Here is a 15,987-nt window from a genome sequence, read left to right as displayed (position 1 = left end):
TCACTCCCCAGCGAAGTCGACGACCGTCTGACTGAGCGGCATTTCGTCGGTACGGGGTTCCGGAGTGGGCAGATACGTGACGTCCTCGAGCGTCGCGTGCCCTGCCAGGTCGACCGCGTCGAACTCGAACGGCACGCTCTCGGCCAACGCCGGATTCGTGTTGTCCATCAGAAGTGCAGGTGCGGCGCCGTCGACTGTCCGCTGTTGCCGAGTTGACCCACCACCGCCCCTTTCTCGACGTGATCGCCCTCCTTCACCGAGATACTGCCCGGCACGAAGTGGCCGTAGAACGCGTACACGCCGTTCCCGAGGTCCAGGACTATGTGGTTGCCAGTCGCCTCGGTGAGGTTGCGCTCGGGCCGCGGTTCCCCGATCATGTTCTCCTCCTGGCCGTCGAGAACCGAGACGACCTCCGCGTCGGCCACCGCGATCACGTCGGCCCGGCACCCGACGTAGTTCTCCTTGGTGTTGTCGCCCCGGTACGCGAAGCCCTCGCGGTCCACCCCCAGGAAGTCGATCGCGTATCGCTCGAAGTTCAGCAGCCGTCCGTCGACCGACCAGACGCCGCGGCGATGATGGGTGTTGTCGGCGCAGCAGCCTTCCATCGCCGCGCACCCGTCCCCGCGGAGGGGCGGGCCGATCACCGGGACCGTCCCGTCGAAGACCTGGACGGTCACCGAGGTGTCGAGGGTGGCAGGCACGGGACCGCCGGATTCGTCGACCATGCCCGCGAGGCCGGGAATCGGCTGATCCGGCGGCGGCGTCTCCAGCGCACGGACCGAAACCGTCGCCTTCATCCCTGCCGGCACCGGGGTCGCCTCGTCCATGGCGACGTCGACGAAGAAGAAACCGAGCTGGGCCGGCTGCAGGCGATCGGTCGGGGTCGCGTTGTCACCCACGAGGTTCATGTTCGCCGCGACCGACCCGCCCTCGTAGTTCGCGAGGTCGCTGTCCGCTCCGTCGGCCGAGCCGATCTGCACGCGCTGCACGACCAGTGGAACGGCCGCGGTGTTCGTCACGTGGACCTCGAACGTCAGATCGTTCCGACCGTCCGTCGCGGCGACGGGGGACGGGGCGAACGGCATGGACAGCGCGACGGGTGAGGGACCGTCGAGCCGAGCGGTCGACGACAGCCGTTCGGCGCTGGACCATTCAGTCCCCCACTCCGGCGAATCCGAACCGGAGGCGTCTGACCGCCGCACGCGATGGTCGCCGCGCACATCCCCGGCACTGCGATCGAGGAGACGGACGACCGTCGCCGGCGGGGTCGTCGAGTTACCTCGCCGGCCCGGAACACGCACCCTCCTCGAACGGTTCGACGCATTGTGAAAGTCATGGTAAGGCTCCGATACGCGCCGTTCGCCCCGTTGGGCCGACTCGGTCGCAGCTGCTGCGACACGGCGGCGGCGGGCGTCGGAAACGGTCCGCACACAGCCCGGGTATAACTTTGGCCGCGGGGTCGATAGGCTTCGCGCCATGGCTGGAGACATCGTCCCGATCGAACTCGGTCTCACCGACGGCGACCTCGTGACACTGTGGGCACCACGGTGGCGTGAGGGTGACGACGAGTGGGAAGCATTCCTTGGTCACGAGGAAGACCTCTATGGGTTCGAATCAGTGGCAGAACTCGCTGCTTTCATCCGCACGAACACGGACAACGATCTCGTCGAGCACCCTGCCTGGAGTGTGGTGTCCGGACTGTCCGCCGCCGAACTCGAGCCCGATGAGAACTTCTGCTTCGATCTGATCGGTGTTCCGGAGCTGGCGGCGAGCGACCCCGAGGCCCTCGTCGTGAGCGAACTCGAAGACACGCTCAACATGGTGCGCAACATCGGTGAGGTCTGCGAGCTGGACGCGGTCACCAAGTTCTTCAATGCGAATCCCATTCTCGGCGCGCTGCCCGCAGGCGCCAGCGCATTCGAGGGCCGTGAGGGCGAGGAGCTGTGGGCCCAGATCGGCACCGCCATCGCGAAGGGCTGGGATGACGTCCTCGACGCCGTCGACAACATCGTCGCCACCCCCGAGGTGGACGCCGAGGCGGTAGCCGTCGCCGAGGCCGAACTGGTGGCCGCCGACGAGAACACCGTCGACGTGGACGACGTGGCCGAAGAGGCGGAGGAAGACGAAGAGTTCGTCGCGCTCGACCTCGATACCGAGGACGAGGAGGAGGACGACTCGTTCTGGGGGGCGGTGGGTGTCGACCCCGTCAAGATCATCACGTCCGGGGAGACCTACTTCACGCTCCGCTGCTACCTCGACGACGACGCGATCTTCCTCGGGCGTGACGGCGCGATCTTCGTCTTCACGTCCGAACGCGCGCTGGCTCGGTATCTCGCCGACAACCACGAGCACGCCCTCGCGCAGGTGAGCACGTACGAGGAGATCCAGGTGGCGGCGGTCGACGGATCGCTCGAGGTCGAGGTCACCGACGAGAATGTGTACGTCCTGCCCGGTCTCGCCGACGACCTGGCCGCGGGCCCGGAGTCCGTCGATGCCGATCAGCTCGACCTCGCCGTCGAATTGTTCACCGATGCAGCCGATTTCGCCGACGACGATTCGGTGGAAACCGCACTCGCGACGTCCGAGCCGCTGGGCTGGTACGTCTCGTTCGTCCTCAACCCGGATCCGACGCGGATGGCGCCCAGTGCACCGTTCGACGCGGAGGCCGAGGCGTGGCGGACGCTCGAGCGGGAGTTCGAGGCCCGCTTGCGGACGGTGTGAGCGTCCGCCCTCGGGGCGCTCAGCCCACCAGCACGGCGAATCCCGGCTTGATCACCTCGTCGATCAACTGCAGCCGCTGATCGAACGGGATGAAGGCCGATTTCATGGCGTTGATGGTGTAGCGCTCGAGATCTGTCCAGCCGTAACCGAACGTCTCGACGAGGCGGAGCATCTCCTGACTCATGCTGGTATCGCTCATCAGCCGGTTGTCGGTGTTGACGGTCACCCGGAACCGCAGCCGGGCGAGCAGGTCGAACGGATGATTCTCGAGTGCGTCCACGGCCCCGGTCTGGACGTTGGAACTGGGACACAGTTCCAAGGGAATCCTTTTGTCCCGCACATAGTTCGCGAGCCTTCCCAGCACCGGGACGCCGTCGTCGCCGATCGTGATGTCGTCGGTGATCCGGACCCCGTGACCGAGCCGGTCCGTCCCGCAGAACGCGATGGCCTCGTGAATGGACGGCAGACCGAACGCCTCACCCGCGTGAATGGTGAAGTGTGCATTGCTGCCCCGCATGTACTCGAAGGCGTCGAGGTGGCGGCTGGGCGGATTCCCGGCCTCGGCGCCGGCGATGTCGAAACCGACGACACCGCGGTCCCGGAACCGGATCGCCAGTTCCGCGATCTCCCGGGACCGCGCCGCGTGCCGCATCGCGGTGAGCAGGACGCCGATCCGGATGTTCTGACCGCGCACCTCCGCCGCCGACTCCCCGGCCTCGAATCCCAGCAGGACCTGCTCCACCACCTCGTCGAGGGTCAACCCGTCCTCGAGGTGCTGCTCCGGGGCGAACCTGACCTCGGCGTAGACCACCCCGTCGCCGGCGAGGTCCTCGGCGCATTCGCGGGCGACGCGTTCGAGCCCGGCGGGTGTCTGCATGACCGCGACCGTGTGGGCGAACGTCTCGAGGTATCTCTCGAGCGAACCGCTGTCGGCGGCCTCCCGGAACCACGTGGCGAGCGCGGGCGCGGTGTCGGCGGGCAGCGCGTCGTAGCCGCAGTCGCGGGCGAGTTCGAGGACCGTCTCGGGCCGGAGACCTCCGTCGAGATGGTCGTGCAGCAACACCTTCGGCGCTCGGCGCAGGGCCGACAGATCCAGTGCGGTCATGCGTCGACGTTAGCGTGAGGGATCCTCTATCCGCTCGATGACGAGCGGCGTGGCCACCGACGGCGCGTCGGCCACGACGGTCCAGGCTTCGGAAAGTGCGGCTTTCGCCGCGGCGAACCGTTCGGGCGTGTCGGTGTGCAGCGTGACGAGCGGGGTGCCCACCGACACCGTCTCCCCCGGCTTCGTGTGCAACTCGATGCCCGCCCCAGCCTGCACCGGCTCGCCCTGTCGCGCCCGACCCGCGCCGAGCCGCCATGCGGCGAGCCCGACCGCCATGGCGTCGAGACCGCACACCACCCCGTCCGACTCGGACAGCAGCACCTCGGTGTGCCGGGCCGTCGGCAGCGGCGCGTCGGGGTCGCCGCCCTGGGCGGCGATCATCCTCCGCCAGCGGTCCATGGCGGACCCGTCCCGCAGTTTGTCGGCCGGGTCGACACCGTCGATTCCGGCTGCCTTCAACATTTCTCGCGCGAGCTCGAGAGTGAGTTCCACGACGTCGGACGGGCCGCCCCCGGCGAGCACCTCCAGCGATTCCCGCACCTCCAGCGCATTGCCCGCCGTGTGGCCGAGTGGCGCGTCCATCGCCGTGAGCAACGCCATCGTCCGCACTCCGGCGTCGTTCCCGAGGTCGACCATCGTCTGGGCGAGTTCGCGCGCGTCGTCGAGCTTCTTCATGAACGCGCCCGACCCGACCTTGACGTCGAGCACGAGCGCGCCGGTGCCCTCGGCGATCTTCTTGCTCATGATCGAGCTGGCGATCAGGGGAATCGACTCGACCGTCCCGGTGACGTCGCGGAGCGCGTACAACCGCCGGTCCGCCGGTGCCAGATCCGAGCCCGCGGCGCACACGACGGCTCCGACGGCGGGATCGGACAGGATCTCGGCCATCTCGGAGGTGTCGAGGTCGGCGCGCCAGCCGGGGATCGACTCGAGCTTGTCGAGGGTTCCGCCGGTGTGACCCAGCCCGCGTCCCGACAGTTGCGGAACCGCGGCGCCGCACGCGGCGACCAGCGGCGCGAGCGGAAGCGTGATCTTGTCGCCGACACCACCCGTCGAGTGCTTGTCCACGGTGGGGCGGCCGAGGTGGGTGAAGTCGAGGCGGCGACCGGACGAGATCATCGCCGTGGTCCAGCGGCTCACCTCTTCGCGTGTCATCCCGCGGAAGTAGATCGCCATGGCCAGCGCCGACATCTGCTCGTCGGCCACGACCCCCCGGGTGAATGCCTCGACCACCCAGTCGATCTCTGCACCGGACAGTTCCCTGCCGTCGCGCTTGGCGGCGATGATCGACGAGGCGTCATGCATGGCTGATTCTCCCCTTCTCCTCCGGACCGAAAGCGTCCGGCAGCAGCTGTTCCAATGGGCGCACGCCGGCCCGGTGGTCGACGAGCAGTGCGGGGCCGCCGTGCTCGAAGAGAATTTGCCGGCAGCGTCCGCACGGCATGAGTATGTCGCCACTCGCGTCACAGCAGGTGAAGGCAATTAATCGCCCGCCACCTCCGGCAAATAAGTTACCGACCAGTACACACTCGGCGCAGAGCCCCAACCCGTATGAGACATTTTCCACATTGCATCCGACGACGATTCGTCCATCGTCCACCAGCGCCGCCGCCCCCACCGCGAAGCCCGAGTAGGGCGCGTAGGCCCGGCCCATCACCTCATGCGCGTTGGCGCGCAACAGTTTCCAATCGATCTCGACCATAGTTTCCCATCCAATCACGTGGGCTGAATGGATGCAGAGAATCGCCCGGGACGACCCAATTCGTATTGGAGAGGCAAACCTAACTTCATTTGCGGGGGGCGTACGAACCCCGACTCGAATTAGTTCCCCCGTTTCCGTTGGGTTTAGAGTTCAGAGAAGTCGGTTCAGGATCACGTCGGGTCCCCAGTTGTGGTATGTCCGCAACGCTGCGCAGACTCGACACGTCCACCAATGACGTTGGAGGCACAGCACTCGATGAGTACTACGACTGAAGCCGCTCCGGCCAAGGAGCGCACACGGTCGCTTTACCGGGGCGACCCCGGAATGTGGTCCTGGGTTTTGCACCGGATCACAGGCGTAATGACGTTCTTCTTCCTATTCGTGCACGTGCTGGATACCGCGCTGGTGCGCGTGAATCCCGACACGTACGACAGTGTCATCGAGACCTACAAGAACCCGATCGTCGGGCTCATGGAGCTCGCACTCGTCGCCGCGGTGCTGTACCACGCACTGAACGGTGTCCGGGTGATGCTGGTGGACTTCTGGTCCAAGGGACCGCAGTACCAGCGCCTGATGCTCTGGGTAATCCTCGCGATCTGGTTCCTGGTGATGATCCCGGGCGCCGGCCGCATCTTCTACAACATGTTTGCGGGGCACTGACATGACGACAGAAGCCAAGAGTCTCGGCAAGACCTACGACCGTCCCGCCAGCCTGGACAACCCGCGCTCTCCGCGCCGGACCTCGAAGAACAACTTCGAGCTGTACGCCTGGCTGTTCATGCGGTTCTCCGGACTCGCACTGATCTTCCTCGTGCTCGGCCACCTCTTCATCATGCTGATGCTCGACGACGGTGTGCACCGCATCAACTTCGCGTTCGTCGCAGGCCGCTGGTCCAGCCCGTTCTGGCAGTTCTGGGACCTCACCATGCTGTGGCTTGCCCAGCTGCACGGCGGAAACGGACTCCGCACGGTCATCGCGGACTACTCCCGCAAGGACTCCACGCGCTTCTGGCTGACCACGATCCTCGTTCTCTCGATGATCCTGATCATGGGCCTCGGCACGTACGTCATCTTCACCTTCGACCCCAATATCTCGGCGAGCTAGGGGAGCACAGACTTCATGCAGGAACACCGTTATGACGTGGTCATCGTCGGCGCCGGCGGCGCCGGCATGCGCGCAGCGATCGAGGCCGGTCCCCGCGCCCGCACCGCGGTACTGACCAAGCTCTACCCCACCCGCAGCCACACCGGCGCGGCCCAGGGCGGCATGTGCGCCGCGCTGGCGAACGTGGAGGAAGACAACTGGGAGTGGCACACCTTCGACACGGTCAAGGGCGGCGACTACCTCGCCGACCAGGACGCCGTCGAGATCATGGCCAAGGAGGCCATCGACGCGGTGCTCGACCTCGAGAAGATGGGTCTGCCGTTCAACCGCACGCCCGAGGGCAAGATCGACCAGCGTCGTTTCGGTGGTCACACCCGCGATCACGGTAAGGCCCCCGTGCGCCGCGCATGTTATGCCGCGGACCGCACCGGTCACATGATCCTGCAGACGCTCTACCAGAACTGCGTCAAGCACGACGTCGAGTTCTTCAACGAGTTCTACGCCCTCGACATCGCGATCACCGAGACGGAGAACGGCCCGGTCGCCACCGGCGTCATCGCCTACGAGCTGGCCACCGGCGAGATCCACGTCTTCCACGCGAAGTCCATCGTGTTCGCCACCGGCGGCTCGGGACGCATGTACAAGACGACGTCCAACGCGCACACCCTCACCGGTGACGGCATGGGCATCATCTTCCGCAAGGGCCTTCCGCTGGAGGACATGGAATTCCACCAGTTCCATCCGACAGGCCTGGCCGGGCTCGGCATCCTCATCTCCGAGGCCGTGCGCGGTGAGGGCGGCATCCTCCGCAACGCCGACGGCGAACGGTTCATGGAGCGCTACGCCCCCACCATCAAGGACCTCGCCCCCCGTGACATCGTCGCGCGGTCGATGGTTCTCGAGGTCCTCGAGGGACGCGGCGCGGGGCCGAACAAGGATTACGTCTACATCGACGTGACCCACATCCCCGAGGAAGTTCTCGACGAGAAGCTCCCCGACATCATGGAGTTCTCCCGCACCTACCTCGGCGTGGACCCGGTCAAGGAACCGGTGCCGGTGTACCCCACCTGCCACTACGTCATGGGCGGCATCCCCACCCGGATCAACGGTGAGGTCCTGCGCAACAACGACGAGATCGTCCAGGGCCTGTACGCCGCCGGCGAGTGCGCCTGCGTCTCCGTCCACGGCGCGAACCGTCTCGGCACCAACTCGCTGCTCGACATCAACGTCTTCGGACGCCGCGCCGGCATCGCCGCCGCCGAGCACGCCAACAACAGCGAGTTCGTCGACATGCCCGAGGCGCCCGAGAAGATGGTCGACGACTGGATGGCCACCATCCTGTCGGACCACGGTCACGAGCGTGTCGCGGACATCCGCAGCGAGCTGCAGCAGTCCATGGACAACAACGCCTCGGTGTTCCGTACCGAAGAGCGCCTCACCCAGGCACTCAAGGACGTGCGCGCACTCAAGGAGCGCTACAACCACATCACGGTGCAGGACAAGGGCAAGCGCTACAACAGCGACCTGCTCGAGGCCGTCGAGCTCGGTTTCCTCCTCGAAATGGCGGAGGTCACCGTCGTGGGCGCGCTGAACCGCAAGGAATCGCGCGGCGGCCACGCCCGCGAGGACTACCCGGACCGCAACGACGCCGAGTACATGAAGCACACGATGGCATACAAGGAGGGCGACGGCCTGCTCTCCGACATCCGTCTCGACTACAAGCCGGTAGTCCAGACCCGCTACGAGCCGATGGAGCGGAAGTACTGATGAGCGCACCTGCAGTCGACAAGAGCGAGAACAAGTCGGATCTCCCTCCCGTGCCCGAGGGCGCCGTCATGGTCACCCTCAAGATCGCGCGAATGAACCCGGAGTCCGGCGAGGGCCAGCACTGGGACAGCTTCCAGGTTCCGGCTCTGCCGACGGACCGCATGCTGAACCTGCTCCTGTACGTGAAGGGCTACCTCGACGGCACCCTGACGTTCCGCCGCAGCTGCGCCCACGGCGTGTGCGGTTCGGACGCGATGCGGATCAACGGCGTCAACCGTCTGGCCTGCAAGCTCCTCATGAAGGACATGCTGCCCAAGGACGGCAAGCCGGTCACGATCACCGTCGAGCCCATCAAGGGCCTGCCGGTGGAGAAGGACCTCGTGGTCGACATGGAGCCCTTCTTCGACGCGTTCCGCGCCGTGAAGCCGTTCCTCATCACCACCGGCAACGAGCCCACCCGTGAGCGCATCCAGTCGCAGCACGACCGGGCACGCTTCGACGACACCACCAAGTGCATCCTGTGTGCCTGCTGCACCACATCGTGCCCGGTGTACTGGAGCGACGGCAGCTACTTCGGTCCCGCCGCCATCGTCAACGCTCACCGCTTCATCTTCGACAGCCGTGACGAGGGTGCATCGGAGCGTCTCGACATCCTCAACGACAAGGACGGTGTCTGGCGTTGCCGGACCACGTTCAACTGCACCGACGCGTGCCCCCGTGGCATCCAGGTGACGAAGGCGATCCAGGAAGTCAAGCGCGCGCTGCTCTTCGCACGCTGACCCCGGGTCTGCCGAGCACGTTCCCGGGCGCCCCCGACCACACCGGTCGGGGGCGCCCTGCGTCGTGTCCAACCTCACTGTCCGCGCGGTCCCACGGTGAAATCTCCGCGCTAGTGTCGAAAGCAGATGCTCCCGACGGACAGTGAGGTTCACCCATGGCGCAGTCGCCCAGTCCCGCAGTGGTCACGGTCACCGGAGCGGCAGGCAGCATCGGCTACGCGGCGCTGTTCCGGATCGCCGCAGGCGAGATGCTCGGAGCCGACACCCCGATTCGGCTGCGGCTCTTGGAGATTCCGTCCGCCGTGTCCGCTGCCGAAGGTACCGCGATGGAACTCGACGACAGCGCCTTCCCCCTGCTCCGCGACATCGAGGTCCACGACGACCCGAAGCGGGGCTTCGACGGCACCGACGTGGCCCTCCTCATCGGATCACGTCCCCGGTCCAAGGGCATGGAGCGCGGCGACCTCCTGGCCGCGAACGGGCAGATCTTCACCGTGCAGGGTCGGGCCATCAACCAGGTTGCCGCGGACGGCGTCCGGGTGCTGGTCGTGGGCAACCCCGCCAACACGAACGCGCTGGTCGCCGCGAACAACGCCCCCGACGTCCCTGCGGACCGGTTCACGGCGCTGACCCGGCTCGACCACAACCGCGCGATCGCCCAGCTGGCACGGCACTCCGGCGCCGCGGTGAAGGACATCAGCCGCGTCGCGATCTGGGGCAACCACTCGAGCACCCAGTACCCCGACATCTTCCATGCGAGGGTCGGTGACCGGTCCGGTGCCGAGTTCGCCGCCGACCGCGAATGGCTCACCGGCGACTTCATTCCCACGGTCGCGAACCGTGGCAGCGCGATCATCGAGGCTCGCGGCGCATCCTCCGCGGCCTCCGCCGCCAACGCCGCGATCGACCACGTGCACGACTGGGTGCTCGGCACCCCCGAGGACGACTGGACGTCCGTGGCGCTGCCCTCCCCCGGCGCCTACGGCGTGCCGGAGGGTCTGGTGAGCTCGTTCCCGGTTCGCTCGGTCGGCGGGGCGTGGCAGATCGTGGACGGGCTGGAGATCGACGACTTCTCGCGGACGCGGATCGATGCGTCTGTCGCGGAACTCGAATCCGAACGCGACGCCGTCCGGGGCATGGGTTTCATCTGATCCGGCGTCCGTCTTCCGGGACGGTCGCGCCGACGTCACGAAATCGTGTCGACGCGCGTCCGTTTTCGGAAGTCGACCTGTCGTCGCATACGCTGCCTCTTCGATGATGTGGCGTCGAGTGTGTACCGCGGTCGTGTCCGGAACCCTGCTGGCCGGACTCTCGGTGAGTGCTGCCGGGGCGATTCCGCCCGCAGTGCCCTCCTCCCCCACCTCCGCACCGTTCACCACCCCGAACACCGACAACTGCCCCAACCGGTCGGCCCCCGCGCCTGCGATCGACCTGTCCGAGGTACCCCAGCCGGGTGATCCGACACCGAGCGCCGTGTCGGTGCCCGACGAGCCGGTGGGCGGGCCGAAGCTGGCCGGGTGCGGGGTGATCCTTCCCGACGACGCGCCCGCGCTGCCCGCCGACATCGCGGCGTCCGGCTGGGTGGTCGCGGACATCGACACCGGCGACGTGCTCGCGGCGAAGGACCCGCACGGCCGCTACCGGCCGGCGAGCACCATCAAGATGCTGCTGGCTCTCGTGGCGCTCGACGAACTGGATCTCGACAAGACCGTGACGGCCACCGCCGAGGACGCCGCGGTGGAGGGCAGCGCGGTCGGGATCGGTAAGAACGGTCAGTACACGAACCGGCAGTTGATGCAGGGCCTGGTGATGGCGTCGGGGAACGACGCGGCCCACCTCCTCGCCCGGCAACTCGGCGGCGACGCCGCCACGGTCGACAAGATGAACCACCTCGCCGACACCCTCGGCGCGCACGACACGCGGACCGCGACGCCGTCGGGGCTCGACGGCCCCGGCATGAGCAGCTCGCCGTTCGACCTCGCGCTCATCTTCCACACCGCGATGAAGAACCCGACGTTCGCGGAGCTGATCTCCACCGAGACGGTGCAGTTCCCGGGTTTCCCGAAGGACCCGGCGATCCCGGACGATCAGGACCGGCCCCCGTTCGCACTGGCCAACGACAATCAGCTGCTCTACAACTACGACGGCGCACTGGGCGGCAAGACCGGATTCACCGACGACGCCCGCCACACCTATGTCGGCGGCGCCGATCACGACGGTCGCCGCCTGATGGTGACGTTGATGGGCGCCGAGGCCCAGCCGATCCGGCCGTGGGAGCAGGCGGCACGACTGCTCGATTACGGTTTCGCCCTCGACCGCGACGCCCGGGTGGGGTCACTCGAGGACCTGCATCCGGCCGACGAAGGGTCTGCCGCGGTGCTTGCCGCACCGCCGCAACAGGATTCCGCGGCCGCGACGAGTTCCGTCGTCGCGTCGGGTTCCGACCACCCCGACAACACGCTGGCCCTGCGGGCAGGTGTGGGGATCGTCGGGGCGGCCGTCGTCCTCGTGCTGGTGCTCTGCGCACGCCGGCTGTCCCGCAGACGCTGAGGGGCAGCGGCACCCGCCTCAGCGCTTGTTGCGGGTGAACAGTCCGGACAACCCGAGCGCCGCGACGGCGCCCACACCGACCAGGGCGAGTCCCCCACGCACGCCCGGCCCCTCGTGCACCTCGATCCGGGGGTTGATGACGGCCGGATCCGGCGGCGGCACATAGGCGAGCGCGAGGCTGGCGCGGGTGGTCGCGGCCCACGCCGTCGAGAAGAGCAGCATCCGGCACGTCAGGTAGATGAATACGAGCAGACCGATGATCGGGCCGAACGCCACACCGGCGGGACCCGCGGTCACCGCCGAGAGGTAGATGGCACCGACCTGCTTGAAGATCTCGAACACCACGGCCGCGAGCAGGGCCGCCTTGAGCGCACTGCGGAACGTGACGGGCTCTCGCGGCAGTCGGGCGATCACCCAGGCGAACACCGCCCACGTCGCGACCAGCGATACCACCGTCGACAGTGCGCGTAACCCGGCGTCGATCCCGGTCACGTCTTCGAGGTTGAGCACCTCGACGACGGTGCGCGCCACGGGACCGCTACTCAGCGCGGAGGACCCGAGAGAGACCACCATCGCCAGACCCAGCCCGAGCAGCGCGGCCGCGTCGCCCAGCTTGGTCCGGACGAATCCCTTCGACTCGCGCTGGCTCTCCCACATCGCCGTCAGCGCGTCGCGCAGGTTCGCCATCCACCCGAGTCCCGCGTACGCGGCACCGAGCAGACCGAGAACACCCACGCTGGCACGGGACGCGATCGCCGAATCGATGACCGTGTTGAGCGTGTCACCCAGACTTCCGGGAACGTTCTTGGTGATGCTGTCCTGCAGTTCCTGCAGCAACTCCGGCTGCCCGGCGAGGACGAAACCCGCGATGGCGAACGCGACCATCAGGATCGGAATCAGTGCGAGCACACTGAAATACGTGATCCCCGCCGCGTAATAGTCACCCTTCTGCTGCTGATACCGCTGTCCGGCCCGCATCAGATGGTCGAACCAGGGGCGCGCTGCCCGCTGCCTGTCGAGAAAACTCGGTTCGTCAGCCACAGTGCTCATCCCTTCGGTGTCAGAAACCCAACCTTCTCGTACACGGCCGCCAGAGTCTGCGACGACACCTCACGGGCGCGGTGAGCACCGGCGGCGATGATCCGATCGAGTTCTGCCTCGTCCGAGAGGTACCCTTCCACCTTCGCTTTCAACGGTGTCACGAACTCGGCGAGGACATCTGCCGTATCGGTTTTCAGGTCGCCGTACCCCTTGCCCTCGTACCCGGCCACCAACGTCTCGACCGGAGTCCCGGACAGCGCGGACTGGATGGTGAGCAGATTGCTCACACCGGGTTTGGCCTGCGGGTCGTAGCGGATCTCCCGCTCGTTGTCGGTGACCGCGGACTTGATCTTCTTCGCCGACACCTTGGGGTCGTCGAGGAGGTTGATCAGGCCGGCCGGGCTCGGACCGGACTTGCTCATCTTCGACGTCGGATCCTGCAGGTCGTAGATCTTGGCGGTGCCCTTGATGATCTGGGCCTCGGGAATCACGAACGCCTTCCCGAACCGGGTGTTGAACCGCTGAGCGAGATCGCGGGCCAGTTCGAGATGCTGACGCTGGTCCTCGCCGACGGGGACCCGCTGCGGGCGGTAGAGCAGGATGTCGGCAGCCATCAGCACCGGATACGTGAACAGGCCGACGCTCGCGTTCTCACTGCCCTGTTTTGCCGACTTGTCCTTGAACTGCGTCATCCGGCTCGCTTCACCGAAACCGGTGATGCAGTTGAGGACCCACGCCAGCTGCGCGTGCTCGGGCACCTGGCTCTGCACGAACAGCGTGGCACGGTCGGGGTCGATTCCGAGCGCCAGCAGCTGCGCCACCGCGATCTTCGTACGACGGCGCAGTTCCTTCGGGTCCTGCGCCACCGTGATCGCGTGCAGGTCCGGGATGAAGTAGAACGCGTCGAAGTCGTCCTGCAGAGGCACCCACTGTTGCAGGGCACCCAGGAAGTTGCCGAGGTGGAACGAGTCGGCGGTGGGCTGGATGCCGGAGAGCACCCGCGGTTTCACGGTGGGTTTCTGAGCTGCAGGGGTCGACATGAGTACTGATCTTTTCACGTGCGCCGTGACGACACGAATCAGATACCGGCCGTCACCGGTACTGGACGGTGACCGGCGCGTGGTCGGACCACCGCTGGTCGTAGGTTTCGGCGCGCTCGACGACGGCCTGCTTGGCCCGCTCCGCCAGTTCCCGGGTGGCGATCTGGTAGTCGATGCGCCAGCCGGAGTCGTTGTCGAACGCCTTCCCGCGGTACGACCACCACGAGTACGGTCCGGCGACGTCGGGATTCAGCTGCCGGACCACGTCGGCCCAGTGCGCGTCTTCGGCGAACAGGGCCCCGAGCCACTCCCGCTCGTTCGGGAGAAAACCGGAGTTCTTCTTGTTGGTCTTCCAGTTCTTCAGGTCGAGTTCGGTGTGGGCGATGTTCCAGTCGCCGCAGACCACGACGTGCCGGCCCGCCGCGACGGCAGCCGCTGCGGTGTCGGTGAGGTACCGGGCGAAGGAGTCCATGAACCGCTCCTTCTCCTCCTGCCGGGGTGTCTGGGCCTCCCCGGAGGGCAGGTACAGGCTCGCCACGGTCAGGTCGTCGAAGTCGGCCTCGAGGTAGCGGCCCGCGGTCGCGAACTCGTCGTCACCGTGGCCGACGCGGAAGGCGTCGGCAGGTTTCCGGGACAGGATCGCGACGCCGTTGCGCCCCTTCGACGACGGCTCCGCGGACACCAGGTTCCATCCGCCCTCCAGGGCGGGCGCGAGCGTCTCGGCCAATTGCTCGTCGGACGCCCGCGTCTCCTGCAGGCAGACGACGTCGGCCTCCGTGCGCTCGATCCACTCGGTGAGCCCCTTGCGGGCGGCGGCGCGCACGCCGTTGACATTGACGGTGGTGATGATGTGTGGCACGGCAAGCACCGTAGCGGACGCGTACGACACCGCGGCTACCGAGACGAACGGGCGCTGCGGCGTTCCATCGCGACCGCCACGGTGAGGACCACGAGTCCCGCCACGGCGAGCAGCGCACCGACCGCGGCGGGCGCCGTGTAGCCGTAGCCGGCCGCGATCACGACACCACCGATCCACGCCCCGAACGCGTTCGCGATGTTGAGTGCCGCGTGATTGAGCGAGGCGGCGAGGGTCTGGGCGTCGGCGGCGACGTCCATCAGCCGGGTCTGCAGTCCGGGCACCATCGACGCACCCGCCGCACCGACGAAGAACACCAGCAGCAGCGCCGTGTACGGGTTGTGGGAGGCGATCACGAAGATGCCGAGCAACACCCCGAGTGCCGTCATCGATACGAACAGACCGGGAATCAGCGCCCGGTCGGCGAGCCGGCCGCCGATCAGATTGCCCGCGACCATGCCCAGTCCGTAGATCATCAGGGCCAGCGGCACCAGCGACCGCGACAGCCCGGCGACGTCGGTGAGCGTCGTGCTGATGTAGGTGTAGACGGCGAACATGCCACCGAATCCGACCATGCCGATGATCAGCGTCATCCACACCTGCGCGCGGCGCAGGGCACCGAGTTCGGTGAGGGGATTCGACATCCGCATTGCGGCGAGCGCGGGCACCCACGACCAGATCGCGCCCAGTGTCGCCACACCGATCACCGCCACGAGCGCGAAGGCGCTGCGCCAGCCGAGCGTCTGACCCAGCCACGAGGCGACCGGAACGCCGACGACGTTGGCCACCGACAGCCCCATCATGACGAGAGCGACCGCCCTGGCCCGCTGGCCGCGGTCCGCGAGGTGCGCCGCCACGAGGGCCGCGACACCGAAGTAGGCGCCGTGCGGGAGGCCTGCCACGAACCGCGCGGCCATCAGCACGCCGTAGTTCGGCGCGAACACGGTGGCGGCGTTGCCGATCGTGAACGCCGCCATCAACGCGATCAACAGCGTCTTCCGGGGCACCCGTGCGGTCAGCGCCGCGATGAGAGGCGCGCCCACGACCACACCCAGCGCGTACGCCGAGATGACGTGCCCGGCCGTCGGCTCGGTGATCCCGAGACTCGACGCCATCTCGGGCAGCAGCCCCATCGCCACGAACTCGGTGGTCCCGATCCCGAAGCCACCGAGCGCGAGCGCGACCATGGCGAGCTTGCGGACGGACGGATGTTGCGCGATGACACCGAGGTGCTCGGGGCGGACAGGGGTGGAAGTGCTCACGGAAGAACTTTCGACTAGGCGGAGATACGGCTACGCGGCGCACGGCGCCTCGTTGCGCA

At 67.3% G+C, this 15,987-nt stretch carries 16 protein-coding genes; 7 read left to right on the top strand and 9 right to left on the bottom strand.

What is annotated here, in order from left to right:
• Together G9373_RS46275 and G9373_RS48125 are read right to left on the bottom strand one after the other, a co-directional pair.
• A complete protein-coding gene (locus G9373_RS46275) occupies window positions 1-168 on the bottom strand; it encodes a hypothetical protein (protein ID WP_240960392.1) in 168 nt (55 codons plus the stop codon).
• Entirely contained in the window at window positions 168-1,202 is a 1,035-nt protein-coding gene (locus G9373_RS48125) for a M23 family metallopeptidase (RefSeq protein ID WP_346842809.1), read from the bottom strand. Before G9373_RS48125 ends, G9373_RS46275 begins: the two co-directional genes overlap by 1 nt.
• A gap of 274 nt (window positions 1,203-1,476) precedes the next feature.
• On the opposite strand from G9373_RS48125, the gene G9373_RS06415 reads away from it, so the two are divergent.
• Window positions 1,477-2,721, top strand: coding sequence for a hypothetical protein (locus G9373_RS06415; protein WP_007296661.1), 1,245 nt, complete (start codon window positions 1,477-1,479; stop codon window positions 2,719-2,721).
• Window positions 2,722-2,740: 19 nt separating this feature from the next.
• On the opposite strand, the gene G9373_RS06410 is transcribed toward G9373_RS06415, so the two are convergent.
• From G9373_RS06410 to G9373_RS06400, 3 genes are read right to left on the bottom strand one after another with little or no spacing between them, the layout of a single operon-like run.
• Window positions 2,741-3,826 (bottom strand): adenosine deaminase, encoded by a 1,086-nt coding sequence (locus tag G9373_RS06410; protein WP_005256982.1) that lies wholly within the window; start codon window positions 3,824-3,826, stop codon window positions 2,741-2,743.
• A gap of 9 nt (window positions 3,827-3,835) precedes the next feature.
• A complete protein-coding gene (locus tag G9373_RS06405; protein WP_120659312.1) occupies window positions 3,836-5,131 on the bottom strand; it encodes a thymidine phosphorylase in 1,296 nt (431 codons plus the stop codon).
• On the bottom strand, window positions 5,124-5,528 hold the full coding sequence (locus G9373_RS06400; protein ID WP_005239890.1) for a cytidine deaminase: 405 nt from the start codon (window positions 5,526-5,528) through the stop codon (window positions 5,124-5,126). The genes G9373_RS06405 and G9373_RS06400 overlap by 8 nt, the downstream gene beginning before the upstream one ends.
• Before the next feature lie 255 nt (window positions 5,529-5,783).
• Between G9373_RS06400 and sdhC the strand changes: the two genes are divergently transcribed.
• The 6 genes from sdhC (at window position 5,784) to G9373_RS06370 (ending at window position 11,729) form a co-directional block, all read left to right on the top strand.
• A complete protein-coding gene (gene sdhC / locus G9373_RS06395; RefSeq protein WP_005239889.1) occupies window positions 5,784-6,188 on the top strand; it encodes a succinate dehydrogenase, cytochrome b556 subunit in 405 nt (134 codons plus the stop codon).
• Between the two features lies 1 nt (window position 6,189).
• Window positions 6,190-6,633 (top strand): succinate dehydrogenase hydrophobic membrane anchor subunit, encoded by a 444-nt coding sequence (locus G9373_RS06390; protein ID WP_005239887.1) that lies wholly within the window; start codon window positions 6,190-6,192, stop codon window positions 6,631-6,633.
• Window positions 6,634-6,648: 15 nt separating this feature from the next.
• Complete coding sequence (gene sdhA, locus G9373_RS06385) at window positions 6,649-8,400, top strand: succinate dehydrogenase flavoprotein subunit (RefSeq protein ID WP_005256984.1); 1,752 nt, start codon at window positions 6,649-6,651, stop codon at window positions 8,398-8,400.
• Window positions 8,400-9,179, top strand: coding sequence for a succinate dehydrogenase iron-sulfur subunit (locus G9373_RS06380; protein ID WP_005256985.1), 780 nt, complete (start codon window positions 8,400-8,402; stop codon window positions 9,177-9,179). The genes sdhA and G9373_RS06380 overlap by 1 nt, the downstream gene beginning before the upstream one ends.
• A gap of 155 nt (window positions 9,180-9,334) precedes the next feature.
• Entirely contained in the window at window positions 9,335-10,330 is a 996-nt protein-coding gene (locus tag G9373_RS06375; protein ID WP_005564174.1) for a malate dehydrogenase, read from the top strand.
• 118 nt (window positions 10,331-10,448) lie between these two features.
• Entirely contained in the window at window positions 10,449-11,729 is a 1,281-nt protein-coding gene (locus G9373_RS06370; protein ID WP_120659313.1) for a D-alanyl-D-alanine carboxypeptidase family protein, read from the top strand.
• A gap of 18 nt (window positions 11,730-11,747) precedes the next feature.
• On the opposite strand, the gene yhjD is transcribed toward G9373_RS06370, so the two are convergent.
• The 4 genes from yhjD to G9373_RS06350 are packed head-to-tail and all read right to left on the bottom strand — an operon-like array spanning window position 11,748 to window position 15,928.
• Window positions 11,748-12,770: an inner membrane protein YhjD gene (yhjD, locus tag G9373_RS06365; protein WP_272943268.1), complete on the bottom strand. Its 1,023-nt coding sequence runs from the start codon at window positions 12,768-12,770 to the stop codon at window positions 11,748-11,750.
• Between the two features lie 5 nt (window positions 12,771-12,775).
• Entirely contained in the window at window positions 12,776-13,810 is a 1,035-nt protein-coding gene (gene trpS / locus G9373_RS06360; protein WP_005256998.1) for a tryptophan--tRNA ligase, read from the bottom strand.
• A gap of 52 nt (window positions 13,811-13,862) precedes the next feature.
• Window positions 13,863-14,669 carry an exodeoxyribonuclease III gene (locus G9373_RS06355; RefSeq protein ID WP_007296656.1) on the bottom strand — a complete coding sequence of 269 codons (807 nt, stop codon included), beginning with the start codon at window positions 14,667-14,669 and terminating at the stop codon, window positions 13,863-13,865.
• Between the two features lie 35 nt (window positions 14,670-14,704).
• Window positions 14,705-15,928, bottom strand: a complete 1,224-nt coding sequence (locus G9373_RS06350) for an MFS transporter (RefSeq protein WP_205627376.1) — start codon at window positions 15,926-15,928, stop codon at window positions 14,705-14,707.
• Window positions 15,929-15,987: the final 59 nt, after the last annotated feature.

Source organism: Rhodococcus sp. A14 (genome assembly GCF_011603105.1).
GTDB lineage: Bacteria > Actinomycetota > Actinomycetes > Mycobacteriales > Mycobacteriaceae > Rhodococcus_F > Rhodococcus_F opacus.
The sequence above is the reverse complement of the archived record's forward strand: the minus strand, read 5'-3'. Positions and strand labels throughout refer to the sequence as shown.